Raw genomic sequence first — 25,468 nt, 5'->3', positions numbered from 1 at the left:
TTAATGAAAGCAACGAAAATTATAGGAACTACACTAACAGTGCTCGCCTTGCTGTCCTTAGCTGGCTGTGGCGACAATAATAGTCAGAACAACGCTAGCGGTAAGCAGAGCTCTTCTGCCACCTCAACAAAGCAAGCGGCCGCTTTAGTTGTCGGTACTTACCAAAACAGCAGTAAAGGGTCCGCGGTCCAGCTGAACTCCAACGGCACTGGCCGCTACGTTTACGCCGACCCAGTCAACAGCGACACTAATGACCAGCTGACATGGAAGAAGACCGGCAACAACGAATACACGCTGAACTTCGCTGATAGCGACGTCACCAGCCCGATTACGGCACGGCTATCTGGCAACCAACTGACCCTGACCGGTGATAGCAACTGGGCGACCGACACGTTGACCAAAACCACGCGTCAGCTGAACCTTGACCAGTTCCTGGCTAAGAAGCACGACAGCGGCAACGAAAGCAGTTCTAGCCAGAGCAATTCCTCTGCTGACCCGCGTCGGGTGGGGGCAATGCTTTTCCAGTACACCTACCAGGGGATGCCGGGGCGTGAAACCTTTACCTGCACCCAAAACGGTGACAGCTATACTTTTAGCGAAGGCAATGATTCTGCTAGTGGTATTACCTTCAAGGTCAAGGGCGACACAGTCAGGTACAGTGTCGGCGGCTCTGCCGACCAAAAGACGATTAGCATTGGCACGTTGCAATCACAGACCGACGCCGCACAAATTGATGGTATGATGCAAAATGTTCATTAGGATTTAGAGAAAAGCGACCGGTACTCAGGCGGATAAGCAAGGGCTCAGCGTTCGGTTTCAAGTCTGCTAGGCCTACAAGAAGCGTTTCAGCAGGCGGTAAAATTCACTGGGCGGTAATCATTCTGGGAATCCGGTTCATCGATCATATTCTCGTTTAAAGCAAAAGGGAGCGCAAATAGGGTTCCAGAGTTCGATTATACCGGACACTGGAACCCATTTTTGTGTACCGCGCTGTTCGTATTTGAACTTGGTAAAAGTACTTATGTTCCAGCCTTTTTGCTGTTTTAAAGCTGATAGTGTTACGGCGTAGCAGCAGGCTGGCGAGCATGATAAGCTGATTAACGCGGCAAGCCCCGAAGAAGAGCGCAGTATGAAGTGCCGTTTTATTCATCGTGCCGCACTCTTCTCCTTAATAATTCTGCCGATAATCTCAAGTGGTGGCATGGCTTGTCTTTTCTACTATTAAATGAGAACATTATCAGAAAAGAGCACGTAACTAGGAAGGGGATGATGGCAATGATTAAATCGCTGATTGTCAACGCAACGCTGGTGCTGGCTCTGGCTCTGCCAGCGATGGCATGGGCAGCAGACCAGCCAACAGTCAGCCCGGTCCCGGCGTTCAGCGTGAATGCAAACTCCGCGACCGACCAGTCTGCCAGTGACGACTCTCCCCAAGCCATCCGCGCCGCTAAGCACCAGCTGTACATACCGAATAAGACCCCGGTTCCGCTGGAGGGTTACCGCTGGCCCACTACCCGCTTGAAAATTTACCTGGCGACCCGTAATCGCCCACTCGTAGCCGCCTTCCGAGATGCGGTCAAAGCGTGGAATAGCACAAGCGTCGTTCATCTGACCTGGACCCGGCACCGCGGTCAGGCCGACATTATCGCTGAGGCTGGCGACCTTTCTAATGGGCAACCGTCGCCCGCGGTCGGGTACGTTACCACCCAGCTGGGCTCCACCCGTTCTGAGTATAATCCCGATACCCACGCCTTGATCCGAGCACATTCAACCCTCGACGCACCGCACTTGGAATACACCAGTCGGATTTTCCGTAGCGAAGTGGCCCAGCATGAGCTAGGGCATGCCCTCGGCTTGGCCCACGCGCCACAGGGCAGTTATAGCGTAATGATCCCGAATAATGTTCGGACCGGGATTACGAAGGCTGACCGCCAGACTATTCGGTTGCTGTACGGCACTAGTAATTAATGGAAGAACGACTATTACTGACGGAGGTTCATGGTCAAAAAGACTGATTGTGAGATGATATGCAATCTTGTTATTTTTAGTTAGTAAATTTCAAAAGAAAACTTTAGTAAATTCTGGAATTGGTTTGAGTATCCTTAGCCGTGTATTAGTGGCGAAAAGCGTGCTATCTTAGCGACAGCGGTTTGACATTTATTTGAAAAATATCCGAAAGAAGGCTTTAAAAAAACGGGGGTCTCTGGTATCATAATAATTGTGAAAAAAATAACATGTCTTTTGAGAAGGAGATCTTAGCATATGAAAGCTGCTGTTATCAATGATCCAGTCGATGGATACGTTACTGTTAAGGATGTTCAGCTTCGTGATTTGAAGCCGGGTGAAGCACTGGTTGACATGGAATACTGTGGTCTTTGCCACACTGACCTTCACTGTGCTGCTGGTGACTTTGGTAAGAAGCCGGGCCGGATTATTGGTCACGAAGGTGTCGGCCGGGTATCAAAGGTTGCTCCTGGTGTTACCAGCTTAAAGGTTGGCGACCGGGTATCAATCGCTTGGTTCTTCAAGGGCTGTGGTCACTGTGAATACTGTCTGACTGGCCGTGAAACTCTTTGCCGGAACGTTCTGAACGCTGGTTACACTGCTGATGGTGCTATGGCTGAACAATGTATCGTTCCAGCTGACTACGCCGTTAAGGTTCCAGAAGGCTTGGACCCAGTTGAAGCTACTTCCTTAACTTGTGCCGGGGTTACGATGTACAAGGCTTTGAAGGTTGCTGACATCAAGCCTGGTCAATGGGTATCAATCGTTGGTGCCGGTGGTCTGGGTAACCTGGGGATTCAATTTGCCCACAACGTCTTTGGTGCCCACGTTATCGCCGTTGATGGTAACGAAGACAAGCTGAAGGCTGCTAAGGAAAACGGTGCTGAAATCTGCATCAACCGTCACGATGACAATGTTGACGAACAGATTCAAGAAAAGGTTGGCGGGGTTCACGCTGCAGTTGTTACTGCCGTTACGACCGCAGCCTTTGACCAAGCAGTTAACTCCCTGCGCCCAGATGGCAAGTTAGTTGCCGTTGCCCTTCCACAAGGTGACATGAAGCTGAACATTGCCAAGACTGTTCTGGACGGCATCATCGTTGCCGGTTCTCTGGTTGGTACTCGTCAAGACCTAGCTGAGTGCTTCCAATTCGGTGCTGAAGGCAAGGTTCACCCAATCGTTAAGACCCGGAAACTTTCCGAAATCAATGACATGATCCAAGAATTAAAGGACAACAAGGTTGTTGGTCGGAACGTTGTTGACTTCTCCCTCGAAAAGTAATTACAGTTAATTAGGTTAATCAGAAAACAGGATTGTAGCGAGGCTGCAGTCCTGTTTTCTTATACGAGCACTTTGGATGGGCAAAAAATACAAATTATGATAAAATAATGGTCAGTATTAGTCAGATAACGGAGGGTGAATGATGGAGAATAAGAGTATCTCAGATATTATTGAAGCTTACTTGAAAGAAATTCTGGGCGACTCTGCTCAGATTGAGATTCGCCGTTCCGAGATTGCAAACCACTTTGACGTGGTTCCGTCCCAGATCAACTATGTCATCAAGACCCGGTTTACCATTCAAAATGGTTACCTCGTCAAGAGCAAGCGTGGCGGCGGTGGTTATATCCGGATTGAGCGTGTTAATTTACTTGATAACATTGACGTGTTAAACTCATTAATCCAAACAATTGGCGACTCAATTCGAGAACGTGATGCGTTTGCCATCGTTCAGACCCTTTACGATGAAAAGGTCATCACCCAGCGCGAGGGTGACTTGATGCTTGTGGCACTTGCTAAGCAGACACTGGACGTTGGCGATACCGATATTGAAGCCCGGTTAAGAGCACGCGTGTTGATTTCGCTACTGAATCGATTACGGTATGAAAGTTAGAAGGGATGATTGCTAATGGATAACATGTTTACTCCTAGTGCTAAGCATGTCTTAATGATTGCCCATGAACAAGCTAAATACTTTAAACACCAAGCAGTGGGGACTGAACACCTCTTGCTCGCGTTGGCAATGGATAAGGATGGGATTGCCAACAAGATTTTTGAGCAGTTTTCAATTACCAGTGATGATATTCGTGAAGAGATTGAACGGCTAATTGGTTACGGAACGCTTGACCAGCTCGGCCCAGCTGACTACCTGCCATATTCACCGAAAGCTAAGCAGGTCTTGGCCCTGGCTGGTCAGGAGGCCCAGCAGATGCACTCCCTCAAAATTGGGACTGAACACCTGCTGCTGGCGCTGATTGCGGATGAGAGTGTCCTGTCTTCGCGGATTCTCTTTAGCCTAGATGTTTTGCCCCGTCAGGTTCGGAAGGTGACCCTGCGGCGGTTAGGAGTAGCGGAAAGCCAGCTCCGGCGTCAAACCAACCGTCAGGGAAACAACCGCAAGAGTGGTACACCGACCCTTGATAAGCTGGCTCGGGACATGACCCAGATGGCGCGGAACCAGCAGCTGGATCCTGTCGTCGGGCGTGATGCTGAAATTCGGCGGACGATTCAGATCCTCAGTCGCCGGACCAAGAATAACCCGGTGCTGATTGGTGAGCCGGGAGTAGGGAAGACCGCTATTGCTGAAGGCCTAGCCCAAGAGATGGTGGCCGGAACGGTTCCAGCTGAGCTGGCTAATAAGCGGCTGATGGTCCTCGATATGGGTTCGTTGGTCGCGGGCACTAAGTACCGGGGCGAATTCGAAAACCGTCTCAAAAAGGTGATTGACGAAATCCAGGCGGACGGGCACGTCATCCTCTTTATTGACGAGCTGCATACGCTGATTGGAGCCGGGGGTGCTGAGGGGGCCATTGACGCCTCCAACATCTTGAAGCCGGCTTTAGCCCGGGGAGAACTGCAAACAATCGGGGCGACTACCCTTGACGAGTACCAAAAGTACATTGAATCTGACGCAGCTCTGGAACGGCGGTTTGCAACAGTTCAGGTCGACGAGCCAACCCCAGAAGAAAGTCTGGCTATCCTGAAGGGATTACGGCCACGCTATGAGGCCCACCACCATGCCAAGATTACTGATGAGGCGCTGGAACAGGCTGTTAAGCTCTCCGACCGCTACATCTCTGACCGCTTCCTCCCGGACAAGGCAATTGACTTGATGGATGAAGCGGCAGCTATGGTCCGAATCAATGCTGAGGAGAAGAAGACCCGCAAGCCATCATTAGACGAGCAAATCGCCGAACTGCAATCTGCTAAGGAAGCAGCAATTGAGCAGCAGGACTTTGACCGGGCAGCAGACCTGCGGGAACAGGAATTATCGCTGCGGGCTAAGCAGGAGCAGCAGGCTGACCGGGTCAGTGAACGGCAGGCAGAGCAGCACTACCGTCTCAAAGTGACCGGCGAAGACGTTGCCAAGGTCGTTGCCGAGTGGACTGGTGTGCCGCTAACCCAGTTGAAGCGGAGTGAAAGCGACCGGCTGATCAACTTAGAAAAGGTCCTCCATAAGCGGGTGATTGGCCAGGACGAAGCCGTTGACGCGGTTGCTAAGGCAATTCGCCGGGCCCGGAGCGGCTTGAAGAACCCGAACCGGCCGATTGGTTCCTTTATGTTTTTAGGACCAACCGGGGTTGGTAAAACAGAGTTAGCCAAGGCATTGGCCGAGGCGATGTTCGGCTCCGAGGACAACATGATTCGGATCGACATGTCCGAGTACATGGAAAAGTTCAGCACCAGCCGGCTGATTGGGGCCGCGCCCGGTTATGTGGGTTACGATGAAGGAGGCCAGCTGACGGAAAAGGTTCGTCAGCACCCGTATTCCGTCGTCTTGCTGGATGAAGCCGAGAAGGCCCACCCTGACGTCTTTAACCTCCTGCTTCAGGTCTTGGATGATGGTTACCTGACCGATTCCAAGGGCCGCCGGGTCGACTTCCGGAACACGATTATTATTATGACGTCCAACCTCGGTGCGACCCAGCTCCAGGATGAAAAGGAAGTCGGGTTCGGGGCCCGGGACATGAGCCAGGATTACAACGCGATGGCGGGGGCTATTCGTCAGCAGCTGAAATTGCACTTTCGGCCGGAATTTCTGAACCGGATTGATGAAACCATCATCTTCCATTCATTAAATAAGCAGGAACTCCACCAGATCGTGAAGTTGATGACTAACGAACTGCGTGACCGGGTTGCTGAACAGGAGATTAGTCTGAAAGTCACGCCTGCGGCAGTCGACCTGATCGCTGCGGTAGGCTACGACCCTGAATACGGGGCTCGGCCGCTCCGGCGGGCAATTCAGGATAAAATTGAAGACCGCCTGAGCACGGACCTGATTGATGGTGAAATTAAGCCGGGTGATACCGTGACCGTTGGTGCCCACCATGGCGAAATTACGGTGAAAGTGAAGACCCCAGCTGCAAAGAAATTAGTCAAAGCCAACCAATAATGTCTAGCAGATAGCGCTGAATTCGACAATAGAAAAACGAATTTAGCGCTATTTTGGCCTATTCAGCGGTTGTCTTGTGATAAATATTAGTCCTATAATAGAGGTTAGCCAATTTGAGGAGGAAGTTAGTTAATGAAACGAGCAGAACAATTAGAAAAAACTCGTCAGGCGATTATCAAGACGGCTACAAAGTTATTCTTGCAAAAAGGATTTGGTGAAACCTCAACCCGGGATATCGCCAAGCAGATTGGAATCACCCAGCCGGCGCTATACCACCACTTTAGCGACAAGGAAGTCTTATACCTGGACGTGATGAACAAGCTATCAGGAAAGATTCGCCAGGAAATCAACAAAGTGATACGGAAGCACGACCTAGCGTCGGAAGAACAGTTGTTAGAAATCGTTAAGATTCTCAAGAAGCACCACCCACTGAGTATTTACGACCAGTACCGGCAGACGATGCTCCTCCTTTCAAAGAGTTCACAGCAAAAGCTCAACATTATTTTCACCATGGACTACTTGGAACCAATCAGCGATTACTTTAAGCAACCGTCCGTGAAGCTGCGTCCAGATTTGTTGCCTAAGGAAGCGGCGGAATTGTTCTTGGCGAGCCTGTCGCCACTTTTTGGGACCTACCAGCTCATCGGTGGACACTCCATTTCTGACGACGAGCGTGACCAGCTGATTCTTGACTGCATCATTAATGGCCTGGCAAAGCGGGGAAAGTAAAACTTAATTATTGACATTCGCAATTGCTTCAACTATACTAATAAAGTATGTAATTGTGAGTTCATTTGAACCTGGTGATCTATTGTCCATCGGGTTCTGCAATAAAACCAAAGACAGTCCCAATACTGTTTTTGGATTTTTTTTGCCCAAAATGCGGGTTTTGGTTAAATTGTAATCAAAATGTAACATTTAAATGAACCCACCCAACAAATTAGAGAGGTGAACAGTTTGGCCGGACATTTAGTAAAATACGGTAAGCACCGTACCCGTCGTAGCTACTCCCGAATTAAAGAAGTTCTCGAGTTGCCAAACCTGATTGAAATCCAGACCGATTCTTACAATTGGTTTATGGACAAAGGTTTGCGGGAAATGTTTGATGATATTATGCCGATTGACGATTTCCAAGGAAAGCTCTCTTTGGAATTCGTGGACTATCAACTTTTAGAACCGAAGTACACTGTTGATGAAGCACGTGAGCATGATGCGAACTACTCAGCACCACTTCACGTTACGTTACGGTTAACCAACCACGAAACTGGGGAAATCAAGTCCCAGGACGTCTTCTTCGGTGACTTTCCACTGATGACTGACCAGGGAACCTTCATTATTAATGGTGCCGAACGGGTAATTGTTTCCCAATTAGTTCGTTCACCAGGTGTCTACTACAATGAAGAAGCCGATAAGAATGGTCGGCCAAGCTATGGCGCTACCTTTATTCCTAACCGTGGTGCTTGGCTGGAATACGAAACTGACGCCAAGAACATTTCGTACGTCCGGATTGACCGGACTCGGAAGCTGCCAATGACTGAATTAGTTCGGGCCCTTGGTTTCGGCTCCGACGATGAAATCATTGATATGTTTGGTGGCGACAGTGAAACCCTGTCCCTGACCCTGGATAAGGACGTTCACAAGAACGCCGAAGACTCCCGGGTTGAGGAGGCGTTGAAGGACATCTACGAACGGCTGCGTCCAGGTGAACCAAAGACCGCTGATTCAGCGCGGAACCTGCTGACGGCACGGTTCTTTGATCCGAAGCGCTACGACATGGCTCCAGTTGGTCGTTACAAGACTAACAAGAAGCTGATGCTGAAGTACCGGCTACTTGGTCAGACCCTGGCGGAAACGTTAGCTGACCCAGATACTGGTGAAGTGTTGGCACAAAAGGGTGATACCGTTGATAAGGAAACCCTGAAGAAGCTGGAACCATACCTGGACCGTGATGACTTCAAGATGGTTACCTACACGCCATCCGACGAAGCGGTAGTAACGGAACCAGTAAAACTGCAAAAGATTTTGGTTTACTCCAAGAATGACCCAGACCGGGTTGTGCCGATTATTGGTAATGGTCACATTCCATTGGAGTACAAGCACATCGAACCAGCTGATATTCTTGCTTCCCTGAACTACTTCTTCAACCTGCAAGAAGGAATCGGCAACACCGATGATATCGACCACCTGGGTAACCGGCGGATTCGTTCCGTGGGTGAATTGCTGCAAAACCAGTTCCGGATCGGGCTTGCCCGGATGGAACGGGTCGTTCGTGAACGGATGTCCATTCAGGATCCTGACACGGTAACACCGCAACAATTGATCAACATTCGGCCAGTGGTTGCTTCCATCAAGGAATTCTTTGGTTCCTCCCAACTGTCCCAGTTCATGGACCAAACCAACCCACTGGGTGAATTGACCCACAAGCGTCGTCTGTCAGCCCTTGGTCCTGGTGGTTTGACCCGTGACCGGGCTGGCTACGAAGTTCGCGACGTGCACTATACCCACTATGGCCGGATGTGCCCGATTGAAACGCCTGAAGGGCCAAACATCGGTCTGATCAACAGTCTTTCCTCATACGCTCGTGTTAACAAGTATGGTTTTATTGAAACGCCATACCGTCGTGTATCCTGGAAGGACCACAAGGTAACCGACAAGATCGACTACCTGACGGCCGACGAAGAAGATAACTTCATCATCGCCCAGGCAAACTCACCGTTGAATGACGATGGCTCCTTTGTTGATGATGAGGTTATGGCTCGTGACAAGGATGACTACATTGAAACCAGTGTTGAAAACGTCGACTACATGGACGTTTCACCAAAACAAGTTGTTTCCGTTGCTTCCGCATGTATTCCATTCCTTGAAAACGATGACTCTAACCGTGCGCTGATGGGTGCCAACATGCAGCGGCAAGCTGTTCCGTTGATCAACCCACACGCACCACTGGTAAGTACCGGTATTGACTACAAAGCAGCTCACGACTCTGGGGTGGCCTTGATTGCTAAGAAGCCTGGTACCGTTGAATATGTTGACGCACGTGAAGTTCGTGTTCGTGAAGACGATGGTTCATTAGACACTTACAGGCTGATGAAGTTCCGTCGTTCTAACGGTGGTAAGAACTACAACCAGCGTCCGATCGTTAAGATTGGCGAACACGTGGATGGCGATGACGTCCTCGCTGATGGTCCATCCATGGAAGAAGGGGAATTGGCATTAGGTCAAAACCCACTGATTGCCTTCATGACTTGGCAGGGTTACAACTTCGAAGATGCCATTGCCATCAACGAACGGCTGGTTAAGGATGACGTTTACACGTCTATCCACATCGAATCTTACGAGTCAGAAGCTCGTGAGACGAAGCTGGGGCCTGAAGAAATGACCCGTGAAATTCCAAACGTCGGGGATGACGCATTGAAGGACTTGGACGAGGACGGGATTGTCCGCGTTGGGGCCGAAGTTCACGATGGTGATATCCTGGTTGGTAAGGTTACGCCAAAGGGAATGACGGAACTGTCAGCCGAAGAACGGCTGCTGCACGCCATCTTTGGTGAAAAGTCCCGTGAAGTTCGTGACACTTCCCTCCGTGTTCCTCACGGTGGCGGCGGAATTGTCCAGGACGTTAAGATCTTTACCCGAGAAAACGGGGATGAATTGTCACCAGGTGTGAACACCATGGTTCGGGTTTACATCGCTCAAAAGCGGAAGATCCAGGTCGGTGACAAGATGTCTGGTCGGCACGGTAACAAGGGGACCGTTTCTATCGTTATCCCTGAAGAAGATATGCCATACATGCCAGACGGAACACCAATCGACATCATGCTGAGCCCAATGGGTGTGCCAAGTCGTATGAATATTGGTCAGCTGCTGGAATTGCACCTGGGGATGGCTGCTAAGCGCTTAGGCATCCACATGGCTACTCCAGTCTTTGATGGGGCAACCGACAAGGATGTTTGGGATGCCGTGCGGGAAGCTGGCTTTCCAGAAGACGGGAAGACAATCCTCTACGATGGTCGAACTGGTGAACCATTTGAAAACCGGATTGCCGTTGGTTCCATGCACTACCTGAAGCTGGCACACATGGTCGATGATAAGATTCACGCTCGGTCCACTGGTCCTTACTCACTGGTTACCCAACAACCACTTGGTGGGAAGGCCCAATTCGGTGGTCAGCGGTTCGGTGAAATGGAAGTTTGGGCTCTTGAAGCATATGGTGCTGCCTACACCCTTCAAGAAATCCTGACTTACAAGTCCGATGATACCGTTGGTCGTGTTCGGACTTACGATGCCATCATCAACGGTGAATCAATTCCAAAGCCAGGTGTTCCAGAATCATTCCGGGTTCTAGTCAAGGAATTACAAGCACTTGGCCTGGACATGAAGGTTCTCGATGGCAACCAAAAGGAAGTTCAATTGAAGAACATGGATGAGGATGACGCCGAAGTTGTTAGCGTTGACGCTCTTGCTAAGTATGCTGAACAGCACAGTGCGGATGGCAAGGGTAAGACCGCTTCGTCATCTTCCACCGAAGATAATGCTAAGTAGGATTTAAGATATAGTTCTTCACTCATGTACTAAGAAATAAGGAGGAACATCCTTTGATTGATGTCAATAAATTTGAAAGCATGCAGATCGGTCTGGCTTCCCCAGATAAGATCCGGAGCTGGTCATACGGTGAAGTAAAGAAGCCGGAAACCATCAACTACCGGACACTGAAGCCAGAAAAGCAGGGTCTGTTTGATGAGCGAATCTTTGGCCCAACTAAGGACTACGAGTGTGCTTGTGGTAAGTACAAGCGGGTTCGCTACAAGGGCCGAGTTTGTGACCGCTGTGGTGTTGAAGTCACCAGTTCTAAGGTTCGTCGTGAACGGATGGGCCATATCGAATTAGCCGCACCAGTTTCCCACATCTGGTACTTCAAGGGGATTCCTAGTCGGATGGGCTTGGTCCTCGATATGAGTCCTCGTTCCCTGGAAGAAGTCATTTACTTCGCGTCCTACGTTGTTCTTGACTCAGGCGACACGCCGTTGGAAAAGAAGCAACTGTTGTCCGAAGCAGAATACCGGGACAAGAAGGCTGAATTTGGCGACCGCTTCACTGCTGAAATGGGTGCTGCTGCCATTAAGAAACTCTTGGCAGACGTAGACCTGCAAAAGGAAGCTGCTGAACTAAAGGAAGAGCTGAAAGAAGCTACCGGTCAAAAGCGGACGCGGGCTATCCGGCGCTTGGACATTTTGGAAGCCTTCCTCAAGTCCGGCAATAAGCCTGAGTGGATGGTCATGGACGTTATTCCGGTAATGCCACCGGACTTGCGGCCAATGGTTCAGCTTGAAGGTGGCCGGTTTGCCACTTCCGATCTGAACGATTTGTACCGGCGGGTAATTAACCGTAACAACCGGTTGAAGCGGCTCTTGAAGCTGCAGGCACCTGGAATCATCGTGCAAAACGAAAAGCGGATGTTGCAGGAAGCTGTTGATGCCTTGATCGATAACGGTCGGCGGGGTCGTCCAGTAGCTGGTCCTGGTAACCGTCCGTTGAAGTCCCTGTCACACCTGCTCAAGGGTAAGCAGGGACGGTTCCGTCAGAACCTGCTTGGTAAGCGGGTTGACTACTCTGGCCGTTCCGTTATTGATGTTGGTCCATCCCTCAAGATGAACCAAATGGGGCTGCCAGTTCCAATGGCTTTGGAATTGTTTAAGCCTTTCATCATGCACGAACTGGTTAAGCGGGGCCTGTCAGCCAACGTGAAGGCTGCCAAGCGGAAGATTGACCGCCGGGACGACGACGTCTTTGATGTATTGGAAGATGTCATTAAGGAACACCCAGTATTGCTGAACCGGGCACCTACCCTGCACCGGTTGGGGATCCAAGCCTTCGAACCAATTCTGGTTTCTGGTAAGTCCATGCGGCTCCACCCATTGGTATGTACCGCTTACAACGCCGACTTTGATGGTGACCAGATGGCTATCCACGTTCCGTTGTCTAATGAAGCTCAGGCGGAAGCCCGTCTGCTGATGCTGGCTGCTTCCCACATTCTGAGTCCTCGTGACGGTGAACCAATCGTTTCCCCATCTCAGGATATGGTTATCGGTAACTACTACATGACGACTGAAGATAAGGGGCGTGAAGGTGAAGGGATGATCTTCAACGACACCGATGAAGCCGAAATGGCCTACAAGAATGGTTATGTTTCCCTGCAGACTCGGGTCGGTGTCCAAGCATCATCATTCCCTGACAAGCCGTTTACCGATGAACAACGCAAGAAGATTATGGTAACCTCCGTTGGTAAGCTCCTCTTCAACCGGATCATGCCAAAGGATTTTGCCTACATTAACGAACCAACAGACGCCAACATTCACGATGGTGTTGACGAACGCTTCTTCTTGGAACCTGGTCAAGACATTCATGAATACCTAGAAAATGCGCCATTGGTTCCACCATTCAAGAAGGGCTTCCTGTCTGACCTAATTGCGGAAGTTTACAAGCAATACAAGGTTACAAAGACTTCTGAATTCCTGGACCGGATCAAGGACCTCGGTTACTACGAATCAACGATCTCTGGTCTGACGACCGCGATGTCCGATATCCACGACTTACCGGAAAAGCCGGAAATCATTCAGAAGGCCCGGAAACAGGTTGCCTTGATCAGCAAGCAGTTCCGTCGGGGGCTGATTACTGATGACGAACGGTACGAACGGGTAATTGGCGCCTGGAACGACGCTAAGGATGAAGTGCAGGACAAGCTGATCGAACACATGGACATTCATAACCCAATCAACATGATGTCCGATTCCGGTGCGCGTGGTAACATTTCTAACTTTACCCAGCTGGCCGGGATGCGTGGTTTGATGGCTTCACCAAACGGTAAGATTATGGAATTGCCAGTTCTGTCTAACTTCTACGAAGGACTTTCCGTGCTGGAAATGTTCCTGTCCTCCCACGGTGCTCGTAAGGGGATGACTGATACCGCCCTGAAGACCGCCAACTCAGGTTACCTGACCCGGCGGCTGGTCGACGTTGCCCAGGACGTAGTTGTGCGTGAAAAGGACTGTGGTACTGACCGTGGCCTGGAAGTAACGGCAATCACCAACGGTAACGAAATGATTGAACCACTGTACGACCGGATTATGGGTCGTTACACAATGAAGTCTGTCTTTGATCCCCAAACTGGTGAGAAGATTGTGGGCAAGAATGTCCTGATTGACGAAGCAATGGCTCAAAAGATCGTTGATGCCGGTGTGAAGAAGGTTACTATTCGCTCAGCCTTTACTTGCAACACTGAACATGGTGTCTGCGAACGCTGCTACGGCCGGAACGCCGCTACTGGTGACCGGGTAGAAGCCGGTGAAGCTGTTGGTACTGTGGCCGCTCAATCTATCGGTGAACCAGGTACCCAGCTGACTCTACGGAACTTCCACACTGGTGGTGTTGCTGGAAACGAAGATATTACCCAGGGGCTTCCTCGTGTGCAAGAAATTGTGGAAGCACGTAACCCTAAGGGACGTGCAACCATTACTGAAGTAACTGGTGAAGTGGTTTCCATCGAAGAAAACCCGGCAGAACGGACTAAGGACGTTACTGTTAAGGGTGAAACTGACACGCGGACTTACACCCTGCCAATTACAGCCCGGATGCGGGTTGCGGAAGGCGACTTCATCCACCGGGGAACGGCACTGAACGAAGGGTCCATCGATCCAAAGGAATTGATCCAAGTTCGTGATGTTCTGTCCACCGAAACCTACCTGCTGGCACAAGTTCAGGGTGTTTACCGGATGCAGGGGATTGACTTGCTGGATAAGCACGTTGAAATCATGATTCGCCAGATGATGCGGAAGGTTCGGGTCATGGATCCAGGTGATACTGACCTCCTGCCAGGTGAACTGATGGACATCAGCCAGTTCCGTGACGCTAACAAGTCCACCCTGTATGCTGGTGGTATTCCAGCTACTGCTCGGCCGGTTATCCTCGGAATCACGAAGGCAGCGCTTGAAACTAACAGTTTCCTGTCTGCCGCATCCTTCCAGGAAACGACGCGGGTATTGACGGATGCCGCTATTCGGGGCAAGAACGACCCATTAGTTGGTTTGAAGGAAAATGTTATCATTGGTAAGATTATTCCAGCTGGTACTGGGATGGGCACTTACCGGAACATTAAGCCTAAAGAAGTCAGTGTTGCTGCTTACTCCATCAAGGACCTTGAGGCCAAGATGAAGGAAGAAGACAAGCAAAACTAATGGTGATTAATTAAAAGGGGCTGGAAATTAAGTCAGCTGCTCAACTGCTGTGCAGCAGTGGTTGGCAGGCCAAATGCTGAGGAATCAGTCTTTGACTAACCTAGCCATCTTTGTGGGAGTGGGACAACGAACTAGGCAAGCTAGTTCTGTCCCACTCCTTTTTTTATAGAAAGAAGGGGAAAAGTGGCTACTAAGTATAAAATTGAAATCCCGGCCGACGCCTTGCGGGAGACGGAAATTCACGCGGGAGAAGAGTTAGCTTTGAGTGTGGAGCATAAACAGCTGAATATGCGGCCGACCGGTGTGGCGGAACAGCTGCCGCAAATTAACATCTGGCTGTATACGGTTCCGGCATTCTTGATGATGGTCATCTTTTTTGTCTATACCAAGAGTCAGGCTATTCACCAAATTGCCTTAAATGGGCAGGATTATTCGATTGCCAACGCTGCTACCTTGTTGGGAACGATTAGCGGGATGATAATTTTCATCATCACGGCAATTTGGACGAAGCTGCATAAAACCGGACCGACCAAGGAACTATATTGGCGAAATTTGCCAACGATTGTAGTGGCGGCCGGCCTAATCCTAGTCTTTTCGTTTTCGGCGGCCTTCTGGCTGTTAGAACGAATGTTTATGGACGCCAGTTTTGACATCTATACCTCATCGGTCATGGTGTTCATGGTCCTCGCGGTAGTAAATTACGTAATGATCAACCTTGCAATGACCTTAACGCCGGCAGTGATTACTAACCTGCTGACCATTATGATCATTGGGGGGATGGTGTTCGCCATGCTGACTAATTCCAGCCGGGATTGGTGGCGGCATAACTTCAGCTTTCTGGGAACAGCACAAAACTCGGCCAATTTCCAATTTAATATTACGTTGATTTTCTCGGGACTATTGATGTTAACGCTGGTGGACTACTTATTCGTTAACCTCCAGCGTCGTTTCCACGGCAAGCAGCTCCTAGTGTTGCGGTGGCTTCTGTATGGCCTGTCCGCCTGCATTGCGTCGATTGGCCTGTTCCCTAATGATCCCCAGTACCACATTCTTCATGACCGGATTTCGATGTGGCTGGTCTACATTATTCTGATTTTAATTACCGCAATTAAGTGGCTGCTGCCCGGGATAACGCGGCAGTTCTTGATTCTGTCGTACACGGTGGGGACTTTGATGGGAATCGAGTACATCATTTTCAAACTGACTGATTATCTATCGTTGACGGCCTTTGAACTGCTGGAATTTGGTTTGGCCTTTTCCTGGCTGCTCCTGCTCTTGCAAAATATTGAAAACCTGTCGCGCTTTGGACATAACCTCTTTCTAGTGAAAGTCGTGGAAGAAGACTCGGCCCTGGCAGAAAAATAATTGATATGGCTCTACTATTTGGTGTTTTCAGATGGTAGGGCTTTTTTATGCTGGTGACATGACAAGCATAATTATGCCGGTGGCGAAGGCTAACTCTGGCATGAAGGGGACGCGGCCGTGCCGGGGAGGCGGAGCATGGAAATTAACGATGATGGTCAGGAGACAGGCGGTGAGCAGGACCAGAGCAGTTGGGTACCAGCCCAGGGCCAAGAGGAGGACGGTGAGGAACTCTAAGTCTCCCCAGCCAAGTGAGCGGAAGAGGAGGACAAAGAGCAGCAAAATAGCAAACAATACCAGTGCCGGCCACCAACCTCCAGGGCACGCCGCCCGAAAAAGAAGTCCTAACGGGAAAAGCCCGCTTAGTGCCGCCGGGTAGATAAACTGGTAGAAGTGGTCGGTACTGGCAAGGAAGACGAGACTGGTCAACACCAATAAAATGCCGGCGGAATAAGGGGAGAGGGTGTGGCAGAGTACCAGCGCGGCTCCACCGGTCAGGAGTTCGCTGAGGGGGTAAAAGATAGGCAAGGGGGTCTGACAGTAACGGCAGCGACCGCCCTGGAGCAGGTAGCCGCAGATGGGGATGAGCTGCCAGGGCGCGAGCCGATGCTGACAGTGGTCGCAATAGGAACGTCCCGGCGACCACGGAGACTGACCAGCTCCCAGACGGAAAGCGACGAGCCCAGCGAACGAGGCCAGGATCGTGCCAAGAAGGAAAAAGTAGAGTTTAAGCATGGGTAAAACCTCCTAATATAGATAAACGTAAAAAAAGAAAATAACTATCTGTGTTCGTTGACATTCTTTAGGGGGCGTGATACCCTATTTAAGGTGCTTTTTTAGCAACGAGTGTCTGTCGTTGGGCAGACGAATGCGTCAACGAAGGCACAACAATCTAATATCATCCAGCAGTTTTTTTATTCTTCAAAAAGAACCACCTGGATGTGTGGACTTAAAATAAGGAAGGGGAAAAATTATGCCAACCATTAACCAATTGGTACGTAAGGGCCGTAAGAGCCACAAGGGCAAGTCAAAGTCACCAGCTCTTGGTTATGTTTACAACACTTTCAAGAAAGAAGAAGTTAAGACGCCATCTCCACAAAAGCGTGGGGTTGCTACCCGTGTCGGTACGATGACTCCTAAGAAGCCTAACTCAGCTTTGCGGAAGTACGCCCGTGTGCGTCTGTCCAACCTGATCGAAGTTACTGCTTACATTCCAGGTATCGGTCACAACCTCCAAGAACACTCCGTTGTATTAATTCGTGGTGGTCGTGTTAAGGACTTGCCAGGGGTTCGTTACCACGTTATCCGTGGTACTCTCGATACTGCTGGTGTTGAAGGCCGGATGCAATCACGGTCCAAGTACGGTACTAAGAAGCCTAAGAAGAAGTAATTTAAAGGAGGAGTTCAGTAATGCCACGTAAAGGACATGTACAAAAGCGTGAAATCTTACCAGATCCAATGTACAACTCAAAGCTGGTTACGAGCTTGATTGACCACTTGATGATCGATGGTAAGCGCGGGACTGCTACGAAGATTTTGTACGCAGCTTTCGATCAAATTAAGGAAGAAACTGGTAACGACCCAGTTGAAGTATTCCAAGAAGCAATGGACAACGTTATGCCGGTTCTGGAAGTTAAGGCACGGCGTGTTGGTGGTTCTAACTACCAAGTGCCGATCGAAGTTCGTCCAGACCGGCGGACTACCTTAGGCCTTCGTTGGATTGTTCAATACGCACGTCTGCGTGGGGAACACACGATGGTTGAACGGTTAGCTCGTGAAATTATCGATGCTTCTAACAACACAGGTGCTTCAGTTAAGAAGCGTGAAGATACGCACCGGATGGCAGAAGCCAACCGTGCCTTCGCACACTACCGCTGGTAATCACTGTCAATTGAAGCCAGTTGCTTAACTGGTTTCAATAAAGGGGTGACGTAGTTTTGAATAAAGACCGTCATCCCTTTTTCTAAAAATGACGATTAACTTTATAACCATATTTTGGAAGGAGATACACTCTTAAAATGGCTAATAAACGTGAATACCCACTCGCTAAGACTCGTAACATTGGTATCATGGCCCACATCGATGCCGGTAAGACGACTGCTACTGAGCGGATTCTTTACTACACTGGTAAGATTCACAAGATTGGTGAAACCCACGATGGTGCTTCCCAAATGGACTGGATGGACGAAGAAAAGGAACGTGGTATCACTATCACGTCCGCTGCTACGACCGCCGTTTGGAAGGACTACCGGATCAACATCATCGATACCCCAGGACACGTGGACTTCACTGTCGAAGTTGAACGTGCGCTCCGGGTGCTTGATGGTGCCGTAACTGTTCTGGATGCCCAGGCCGGGGTTGAACCGCAGACTGAAACTGTTTGGCGTCAAGCTGACCAGTTCAACGTTCCGCGGATTGTCTTTGCTAACAAGATGGACAAGGTTGGTGCGAACTTCGACTACTCTGTTCAAACCATCAAGGACCGTCTGAACGTTACTCCGCTGCCAATCCAACTGCCAATCGGTGCCGAAGATACTTTCTCCGGTGTCGTTGACCTGGTTAAGATGGTCGCTTACGTTTACGATGAAGATAAGCTGGGTACGAACTGGGATACTGTTGATATTCCAGACGACCTCAAGGAAGAAGCACAAAAGCGTCACGATGCAATGATCGAAACGCTGGCCGACATTGATGACAACATCATGGAAAAGTACCTTGAAGGTGACGAGATTTCCGTTGACGAAATCAAGGCTGCTATCCGTAAGGGTACTTTGGAACAACAACTCTTCCCTGTATTAGCTGGTTCAGCTTACAAGGATAAGGGTATCCAGATGATGCTGGACGCCGTTATCGACTACCTGCCATCACCACTGGACGTTAAGCCATTCGTTGCCCACGATGCTGATGGGAACGAAGTTGAACTGACTGCCGGTGACGACAAGCCATTCGCTGCCTTGGCCTTCAAGATTGCTACCGACCCATTCGTTGGTCGTCTGACTTTCCTGCGTGTTTACACTGGTTCACTGCAATCCGGTTCTTACGTGCTGAACGCTAGCAAGGACAAGCGTGAACGGATTGGTCGGTTGCTGCAAATGCACTCTAACCAACAACACGAAATCCCAGAAGTATTCTCTGGTGATATCGCCGCTGCTATCGGTCTGAAGAACACCACTACTGGTGACTCCCTGACCGACCCAGACCACCCACTGCAACTTGAATCCATGGACTTCCCAGAACCAGTTATCCAGGTTTCTGTTGAACCAAAGTCCAAGGCTGACCAAGATAAGATGGACAAGGGTCTGCAAAAGCTGGCTGAAGAAGATCCAACCTTCAAGGCTGAAACTAACCCTGAAACTGGTGAAACTCTGATTGCCGGGATGGGTGAATTGCACTTGGACATCATTGTTGAACGTCTCCGCCGTGAATTCCACGCCGAAGTTACTGTTGGTAAGCCACAAGTTTCCTACCGTGAAGCATTTACTAAGCCAGCAAGTGCTCAAGGTAAGTTCGTTCGTCAATCTGGTGGTAAGGGTCAATACGGTGATGTATGGATTGAATTTACGCCACTTGAAGAAGGTAAGGGCTTCGAATTCGAAGATGCCATTGTCGGTGGGGTTGTTCCGCGTGAATTTATCCCAGCCGTTGAACAAGGTTTGAAGGAAGCTATGCAAAACGGTGTTCTTGCTGGTTACCCACTTGTTGACATGCACGCTAAGCTCTACGATGGTAGTTACCACGAAGTCGACTCTAGTGAAGCGGCCTTCAAGGTTGCCGCATCCCTTGCTCTGAAGAATGCTGCGAAGAAGGCTGACCCAGTTATCCTTGAACCAATCATGAAGGTTGACATCGTTGTCCCTGAAGAAAACATGGGTGACGTTATGGGTCAAGTTACTGCTCGTCGTGGTACTATCGACGGCATGGAAGAACGGGGGAACGCTCAACTGGTTCACTCATTCGTTCCATTGTCAGAAATGTTCGGTTACGCTACTGCCTTACGTTCAGCTACGCAGGGTCGTGGTACCTTCACGATGACCTTTGACCACTACTCAGCTGTGCCAAAGGCTATCCAAGAAGACATTATCAAGAAGAACGGTAACAACTAATTCTTCTCTTAAATGAGATAGATAGACAGTCGTTGATGAAAATCAGCGGCTGTTTTTATTTTTAAATTAGTTAAACGTTTTAATGAACGATTTACTTATTGAAAGCTGTTATAGTTCGTGTTAACTTATTAGGTATTGAGAATTGATGAGAGGTAATTAGGAAATGGAAGAAAAAGCACAACTATTAGTTGGACCGGACGAAAAAATTTCGGTAACGGAAGCGACCCTGCTAGGGCTACAGCATGTCTTGGCAATGGACGTTTACGTGCCGCCGATTATTCTCGCCGGGATGTTGGCAATGGGGGCCGCTGATTCAACCGGTCTCCTACAGGCAACCTTTTTGGCAGCGGGAATCGGCACGATTTTGCAAACGGCACTCTTTATGAAAATGCCGGTGTCGCAGGGACCGTCATTTGTTCCGCTGAGTGCCGCTGCTGGTGTCGTGATGGCCAGCGGGGGACTCAAAGGAGCTGGAATGGCGACCTTATTAGGCGCCTTGGTCGTCGGGGCCGTCCTGCTAATCCTTCTCGGACTGAGCGGAGTATTTCAAAAGATTATTAACTACCTAGTACCGGCGGTGGTCGGGGGAACCATTATCACCTGTGTGGGCCTATCACTAATCCCGTCTGCTCTGAATGATAATATCTTTGAGGCGGCCGGCAACGTCTACCAGAATATGGAGCTGGCAGCGGTGACCGCGCTGACTCTGCTAATTTGTGTCGGCATTAGTATTCGCTTTCCAAGAGTCCAAAAGCTCTTTAAGGCCGGTTCGATTGTCATTGCCCTATTAGTTGGAACCGCGCTCAGTGCAAGCATGGGCCGCTTTGAATGGCACTCTGTTGCGACCGCCCCCTGGTTTAGCCTGCCCCAACGAATGATTCTCCACTGGGGAATCCATTTTGACCTTACGGCGATTTTTACCTTTATTATTATCTACGCGATTTTGACGACTGAGACGACCGGGACCTGGTTTGCCATGGGCGCCGTCACCAACCACACGATTACAAAGAAGCAATGGAATCACGGAATCGTCGGCGAGGGGCTAAGCTGTCTGATTGCTGCCTTTGCCGGGACAACCCCCGTAACGGGTTACTCCACTAATGCCGGAATTATCTCGATTACTGGAGTTGCCAGCAAGCGGGCCTTTATTTCTGCCGGCTGCTGGTTCATTCTCCTCGGCTTCTTTACTAAGTTATCAGCGTTTCTAGCAGCGATCCCGGCACCGGTTATCGGGGGAGTATTTGCCATCATTACCGTGACGATCATGCTGAATGGTTTGAACGTCATTCGTAATTTAGATACGGGCGAAAGCGACATTTACGTTATCGGCCTGCCAATTATCCTGACGATTGCCCTGGTTCTGCTGCCTAAGCACGTCCTAAACGCGGCACCGCAGATGTTGCAATACCTGTTGGGATCACCAATCGCAATTGCAGCCATCACAGCAATCATCCTCAATCTTCTGATGCCCCGGCGCCAGCACTTATAGGAATTTGCTAGAACCCTGCTCGGGATTTCTCGGGTGGGGTTTTTGTTTGCTAGGCACACTTAACTAAACAAACTATTGATTACGCAAAAGTTAATATTATTAAGTAACTATATGAACAAAAATATTGATTTGTTGCATCTTAATACTAAATGTTCGTTATGGGATTGTGGACGTTTGGAAGGGTCCACTATAATGAAATTGGTATGAAAACGCTATCGAAAGAGGCGCGGAATATGCCAAGAAATTGTGTTACTTGAAAACTAAAGCGTACGGAGGTGGGTTATCGTGGCAAATAATCAAAAGAGTTTAGATACCGCGTTCTTTGGACACCCGCGGGGCTTATCGACCCTGTTCTTCACGGAGACGTGGGAACGGTTCAGTTACTACGGGATGCGGGCAATCTTACTATTCTACATGTACTTTGCCGTTACTAAGGGTGGCCTGGGGATGGACCAGGTTACCGCCGCGTCGATCATGTCAATCTATGGGGCCCTCGTTTACCTCTCCGGGGTGGTCGGCGGCTGGCTGGCTGACCGGATTTGGGGTTCCAGGAAGACTGTTTTCTACGGCGGGGTCCTAATCATGTTTGGGCACATTGCCCTGTCACTACCGTTTGGCAAGCAAGCCCTGCTGGTATCAATTGCCTTAATCGTCATCGGGACAGGGCTCCTGAAGCCAAACGTGTCCTCGATGGTGGGGAACTTGTATAGTGAAAATGACCGCCGGCGGGATGCGGGGTTCAGTATTTACCTCTTCGGGATTAACCTGGGGGCTGCGATTGCACCGTGGGCCGTGCCATGGGCTGCTAGTGGTTTTGGCCTGAATCTCTTCCACGGGCAGATGAACTTCCACGTCGGGTTTGCCCTGGCTGCTTTCGGGATGTTCTTCGGACTGGTTCAGTACTCGATTGACGGGCGGAAGTTCCTTTCCAAGGATGGCCTGACCCCGGACGACCCGATTAGCCACGAGCAGTTACGGCCGGTAATCTTCCGGACCCTGGCAGTTGTAGCTGGTTTTGCAATTATCCTCTTGATCATGGCGGCCTTTGACCAACTGACAATCAATAATGTTATTACCATTATTACAATTATTGCCATTGGACTGCCTGTCTACTACTTCGTCTTAATGCTCAAGTCCAAGAAGGTTACGAAGGTTGAAAAGAAGCGGGTTGCCGCCTACATTCCGCTTTTCCTGTCTGCCGTTATCTTCTGGATCATCCAGGAGTCTGGTTCCGTCGTCCTGGCCCTGTTTGCTGAAGAGCGGACAATCCTCCACCTGGGGGCCTGGCACTTTGCCGCCGCAAACTTCCAGACCCTGAACCCGATTTTTATGATGATGCTGACGCCACTCTTTGCTTACCTCTGGGACCGGATTAAGCACCACCCATCCGCGGCGCACATGTTTGCCGCTGCCCTGGTCTTTGCCGGCTTGTCCTACGCCTTCATGGCATTGCCGGGCTTAATTCACGGGACGACTGCTGGCCGGGTTTCCCCGTTCTGGTTGGTCGGCTCCTGGTTCCTGGTTGAACTGGGGGAAGTGACCCTCTCCCCAGTTGGCCTTTCGATTACGGCTGGGTTTGCACCGAAAGCATTTAAGTCACAGATGATGAGTATGTACTTCCTGGCTAACGCTGCCGGGCAAGCGGTCAACGCCCAAATCGTTAAGTTTTACTCTAGCGCAACCGAAGTCCAGTACTTCCTGATTATCGGGGCGCTGGGTGTCATCGTCGGCTTAGTCCTCGTAATTTTCTCTAAGAAGATTCAGGCAATAGCTGATACAGAATAGTTACTATTTAATAAGAAAGAAGATGACATAATATGATTGACCAAGTGCTAACGGAAAGCTGGCAGGAGGTGATGGCCAGCTACGGGAACCCGGCCTCAATTGCGGTGAAGATGGAAAACGGTGGGGCAAAATATGCGACGACCAATGCGCCCGGCCTTCGCTATGAGACGGCCAGCACGGTTAAGGTGGCGGTCCTAACCATGCTCCTCCACATCACGGGTGGGGAGTTGGATGACCGCCAAGAGACCCTGACTAAGCAGATGATCCGGTATAGCGACAATGATGCGACGACTGCAATTGTGACCGACTACCTCGGTGGGATGCTGGCCCTCCAGTCGCTCTATGATGAACTAGGGATGATGGAGACCAGGGCTGACGATTGGTGGGGGAAGACATTGACCGTGCCGACTGACCAGCTGAAGCTCCTCCAAATGATTTACTACGACCACCATGATGGCTACCTTAACCAACGGTCGAAGGATTACGTGAAGATGCTGATGCACACCGTTTCCTTTGACCAGCAGTGGGGGATGTCCGCAGGGAGCGACGACTACTACTTAAAGAATGGCTGGCGGCCCGCAAGCGATAACGGGAAGTGGGAGGTTCATAGCATGGGCTACCTCCCAGCGGGCGAACAGAGTTTCATCATTGCGATTTACACCCGGAATAACCGGGACTATGCATCCGGTGTCAGCCTGATTGAGGAACTAGCCCGCTCGACGAAGGAGGTCCTCCTGCGCTAGGAAGAATTTGCTACAAAACAGCAAATAATTTTAAATTATGCGGGTTTGCGGATAAAATAGTTTCCGCTTACCTGTTTTTTTATTTTTACAAAATCATTTCAAAGGAAATAAATTGATTTAAACACTTGATATGACGGGGATTCTTTAGTATTATGGATAAGTGCTTGAGCATTGGCGGGTAGTTTTGCCCTGCCCCCATACTGGTTTAAGCTGCGAAGCGTTGATGCGGAAGGTTGCGACACACCCGGCCGCTTTGCCACAGGATGTGGCGGTAATTTCCGCGGAGCTAGTCAAATTTTAAATCTGACGAAGGAGGGAACATAATGGCAAATCAAAAGATTCGTATTCGGTTAAAGGCTTATGAACACCGTATCCTTGACCAATCAGCAGACAAGATTGTGGATACCGCTAAGCGGACAGGTGCTCAGATTTCAGGTCCAATCCCGTTACCAACTGAACGGACTATCTACACTGTTATCCGTTCACCACACAAGTTCAAGAAGTCTCGGGAACAATTCGAAATGCGGACTCACAAGCGTCTGATCGATATCATTGACCCAACACCAAAGACTGTTGACGCATTAATGAAGCTCGACCTGCCAAGTGGTGTTGACATCGAAATCAAGTTGTAATTATTTCTACTTATTTATTAAAACAATTAAATTGGAGGTGTACTCATGGCCAAAGGAATCTTAGGTAAAAAGGTTGGAATGACTCAAGTATTCACTGACAATGGTGAATTAGTTCCAGTTACTGTTATCGACGTAACGCCAAACGTTGTTATGCAGATCAAGACCGTTGAAAATGACGGTTACAACGCTGTTCAACTGGGCTTCGATGACAAGCGCGAAATCTTGAGCAACAAGCCTGAACAAGGTCATGCAGCAAAAGCAAATACGACCCCTAAGCGCTTCATCGGTGAAATCCGTGACGCTGAATTAGGGGATGACATCAAGGTAGGAGACGAAGTTAAGGCTGACGTCTTCGCTGAAGGTGAAACTGTCGACGTTACGGGTGTTACCAAGGGTCATGGTTACCAAGGTAACATTCACAAGGATAACCAGTCCCGTGGACCAATGGCTCACGGTTCTCGTTACCACCGTCGTCCAGGTTCGCTGGGTGCCATCATTAACCGTGTCTTCAAGGGCATGAAGCTCCCAGGCCGGATGGGTAACAAGACTGTTACGATGCAACACTTACAAGTTGTTAAGGTTGACCTGGATAACAACGTCTTGCTCATCAAGGGTAACGTTCCTGGCGCTAACAAGTCATACGTTACGATTAAGAACTCTGTGAAGGCTAACACTAAGAAGAGCCTGAGCAAGCAACACAACAAATAATCAGAAAGGAGGAAGTTAACA

Annotated in this window: 18 protein-coding genes and 1 pseudogene; 17 read left to right on the top strand and 2 right to left on the bottom strand. The window is 49.7% G+C overall.

The window, feature by feature from the left end:
- Positions 1-3: 3 nt before the first annotated feature.
- The 9 genes from N4599_RS04860 to N4599_RS04820 all read left to right on the top strand — a co-directional run bounded on the left by N4599_RS04860 (position 4) and on the right by N4599_RS04820 (position 15,990).
- On the top strand, positions 4-759 hold the full coding sequence (locus tag N4599_RS04860; RefSeq protein ID WP_191363976.1) for a lipocalin/fatty acid-binding family protein: 756 nt from the start codon (positions 4-6) through the stop codon (positions 757-759).
- Positions 760-1,269: 510 nt separating this feature from the next.
- Positions 1,270-1,968 (top strand): matrixin family metalloprotease, encoded by a 699-nt coding sequence (locus N4599_RS04855; protein ID WP_260902351.1) that lies wholly within the window; start codon positions 1,270-1,272, stop codon positions 1,966-1,968.
- A 294-nt stretch (positions 1,969-2,262) separates the two neighbouring features.
- Positions 2,263-3,285: an alcohol dehydrogenase AdhP gene (adhP, locus tag N4599_RS04850; RefSeq protein ID WP_003711599.1), complete on the top strand. Its 1,023-nt coding sequence runs from the start codon at positions 2,263-2,265 to the stop codon at positions 3,283-3,285.
- Positions 3,286-3,427: 142 nt separating this feature from the next.
- A complete protein-coding gene (locus N4599_RS04845; protein ID WP_034537907.1) occupies positions 3,428-3,895 on the top strand; it encodes a CtsR family transcriptional regulator in 468 nt (155 codons plus the stop codon).
- A 15-nt stretch (positions 3,896-3,910) separates the two neighbouring features.
- Positions 3,911-6,394 carry an ATP-dependent Clp protease ATP-binding subunit gene (locus N4599_RS04840; RefSeq protein WP_191363978.1) on the top strand — a complete coding sequence of 828 codons (2,484 nt, stop codon included), beginning with the start codon at positions 3,911-3,913 and terminating at the stop codon, positions 6,392-6,394.
- Positions 6,395-6,526: 132 nt separating this feature from the next.
- On the top strand, positions 6,527-7,123 hold the full coding sequence (locus tag N4599_RS04835) for a TetR/AcrR family transcriptional regulator (RefSeq protein WP_062812947.1): 597 nt from the start codon (positions 6,527-6,529) through the stop codon (positions 7,121-7,123).
- A 219-nt stretch (positions 7,124-7,342) separates the two neighbouring features.
- Positions 7,343-10,936, top strand: coding sequence for a DNA-directed RNA polymerase subunit beta (rpoB, locus tag N4599_RS04830; RefSeq protein WP_062812948.1), 3,594 nt, complete (start codon positions 7,343-7,345; stop codon positions 10,934-10,936).
- Positions 10,937-10,989: 53 nt separating this feature from the next.
- Entirely contained in the window at positions 10,990-14,625 is a 3,636-nt protein-coding gene (rpoC, locus tag N4599_RS04825; protein WP_191363979.1) for a DNA-directed RNA polymerase subunit beta', read from the top strand.
- 183 nt (positions 14,626-14,808) lie between these two features.
- Positions 14,809-15,990 carry a DUF998 domain-containing protein gene (locus N4599_RS04820; RefSeq protein ID WP_260902340.1) on the top strand — a complete coding sequence of 394 codons (1,182 nt, stop codon included), beginning with the start codon at positions 14,809-14,811 and terminating at the stop codon, positions 15,988-15,990.
- A 45-nt stretch (positions 15,991-16,035) separates the two neighbouring features.
- On the opposite strand, the gene N4599_RS04815 is transcribed toward N4599_RS04820, so the two are convergent.
- On the bottom strand, positions 16,036-16,515 hold the full coding sequence (locus N4599_RS04815) for a prepilin peptidase (RefSeq protein ID WP_336604907.1): 480 nt from the start codon (positions 16,513-16,515) through the stop codon (positions 16,036-16,038).
- Positions 16,516-16,722 (bottom strand): annotated as a pseudogene (locus N4599_RS09940) (prepilin peptidase); the annotation flags it as partial.
- 238 nt (positions 16,723-16,960) lie between these two features.
- On the opposite strand from N4599_RS09940, the gene rpsL reads away from it, so the two are divergent.
- The 8 genes from rpsL to rplC all read left to right on the top strand — a co-directional run bounded on the left by rpsL (position 16,961) and on the right by rplC (position 25,447).
- A complete protein-coding gene (rpsL, locus tag N4599_RS04810; protein WP_003711584.1) occupies positions 16,961-17,377 on the top strand; it encodes a 30S ribosomal protein S12 in 417 nt (138 codons plus the stop codon).
- Between the two features lie 20 nt (positions 17,378-17,397).
- Entirely contained in the window at positions 17,398-17,868 is a 471-nt protein-coding gene (rpsG, locus tag N4599_RS04805; RefSeq protein WP_003711602.1) for a 30S ribosomal protein S7, read from the top strand.
- A 137-nt stretch (positions 17,869-18,005) separates the two neighbouring features.
- Positions 18,006-20,090 (top strand): elongation factor G, encoded by a 2,085-nt coding sequence (gene fusA, locus N4599_RS04800; protein ID WP_191363982.1) that lies wholly within the window; start codon positions 18,006-18,008, stop codon positions 20,088-20,090.
- A 163-nt stretch (positions 20,091-20,253) separates the two neighbouring features.
- Positions 20,254-21,579 (top strand): uracil-xanthine permease family protein, encoded by a 1,326-nt coding sequence (locus N4599_RS04795; RefSeq protein WP_191363983.1) that lies wholly within the window; start codon positions 20,254-20,256, stop codon positions 21,577-21,579.
- A gap of 285 nt (positions 21,580-21,864) precedes the next feature.
- Positions 21,865-23,364 (top strand): peptide MFS transporter, encoded by a 1,500-nt coding sequence (locus N4599_RS04790; RefSeq protein WP_260902329.1) that lies wholly within the window; start codon positions 21,865-21,867, stop codon positions 23,362-23,364.
- 32 nt (positions 23,365-23,396) lie between these two features.
- Positions 23,397-24,107 (top strand): class A beta-lactamase-related serine hydrolase, encoded by a 711-nt coding sequence (locus tag N4599_RS04785; protein ID WP_260902326.1) that lies wholly within the window; start codon positions 23,397-23,399, stop codon positions 24,105-24,107.
- A gap of 323 nt (positions 24,108-24,430) precedes the next feature.
- The gene (gene rpsJ / locus N4599_RS04780; RefSeq protein ID WP_003714487.1) at positions 24,431-24,739 is read left to right on the top strand and encodes a 30S ribosomal protein S10; all 309 of its coding nucleotides are present in this window, start codon (positions 24,431-24,433) and stop codon (positions 24,737-24,739) included.
- A 45-nt stretch (positions 24,740-24,784) separates the two neighbouring features.
- Entirely contained in the window at positions 24,785-25,447 is a 663-nt protein-coding gene (gene rplC, locus N4599_RS04775) for a 50S ribosomal protein L3 (protein ID WP_003714508.1), read from the top strand.
- Positions 25,448-25,468 lie beyond the last annotated feature (21 nt).

It is taken from the genome of Limosilactobacillus oris (genome assembly GCF_025311495.1).
Taxonomy (GTDB): Bacteria; Bacillota; Bacilli; order Lactobacillales; family Lactobacillaceae; genus Limosilactobacillus; species Limosilactobacillus oris_A.
Note: the sequence above shows the minus strand (reverse complement) of the source record. Positions and strands in the feature narration are given on the sequence as shown.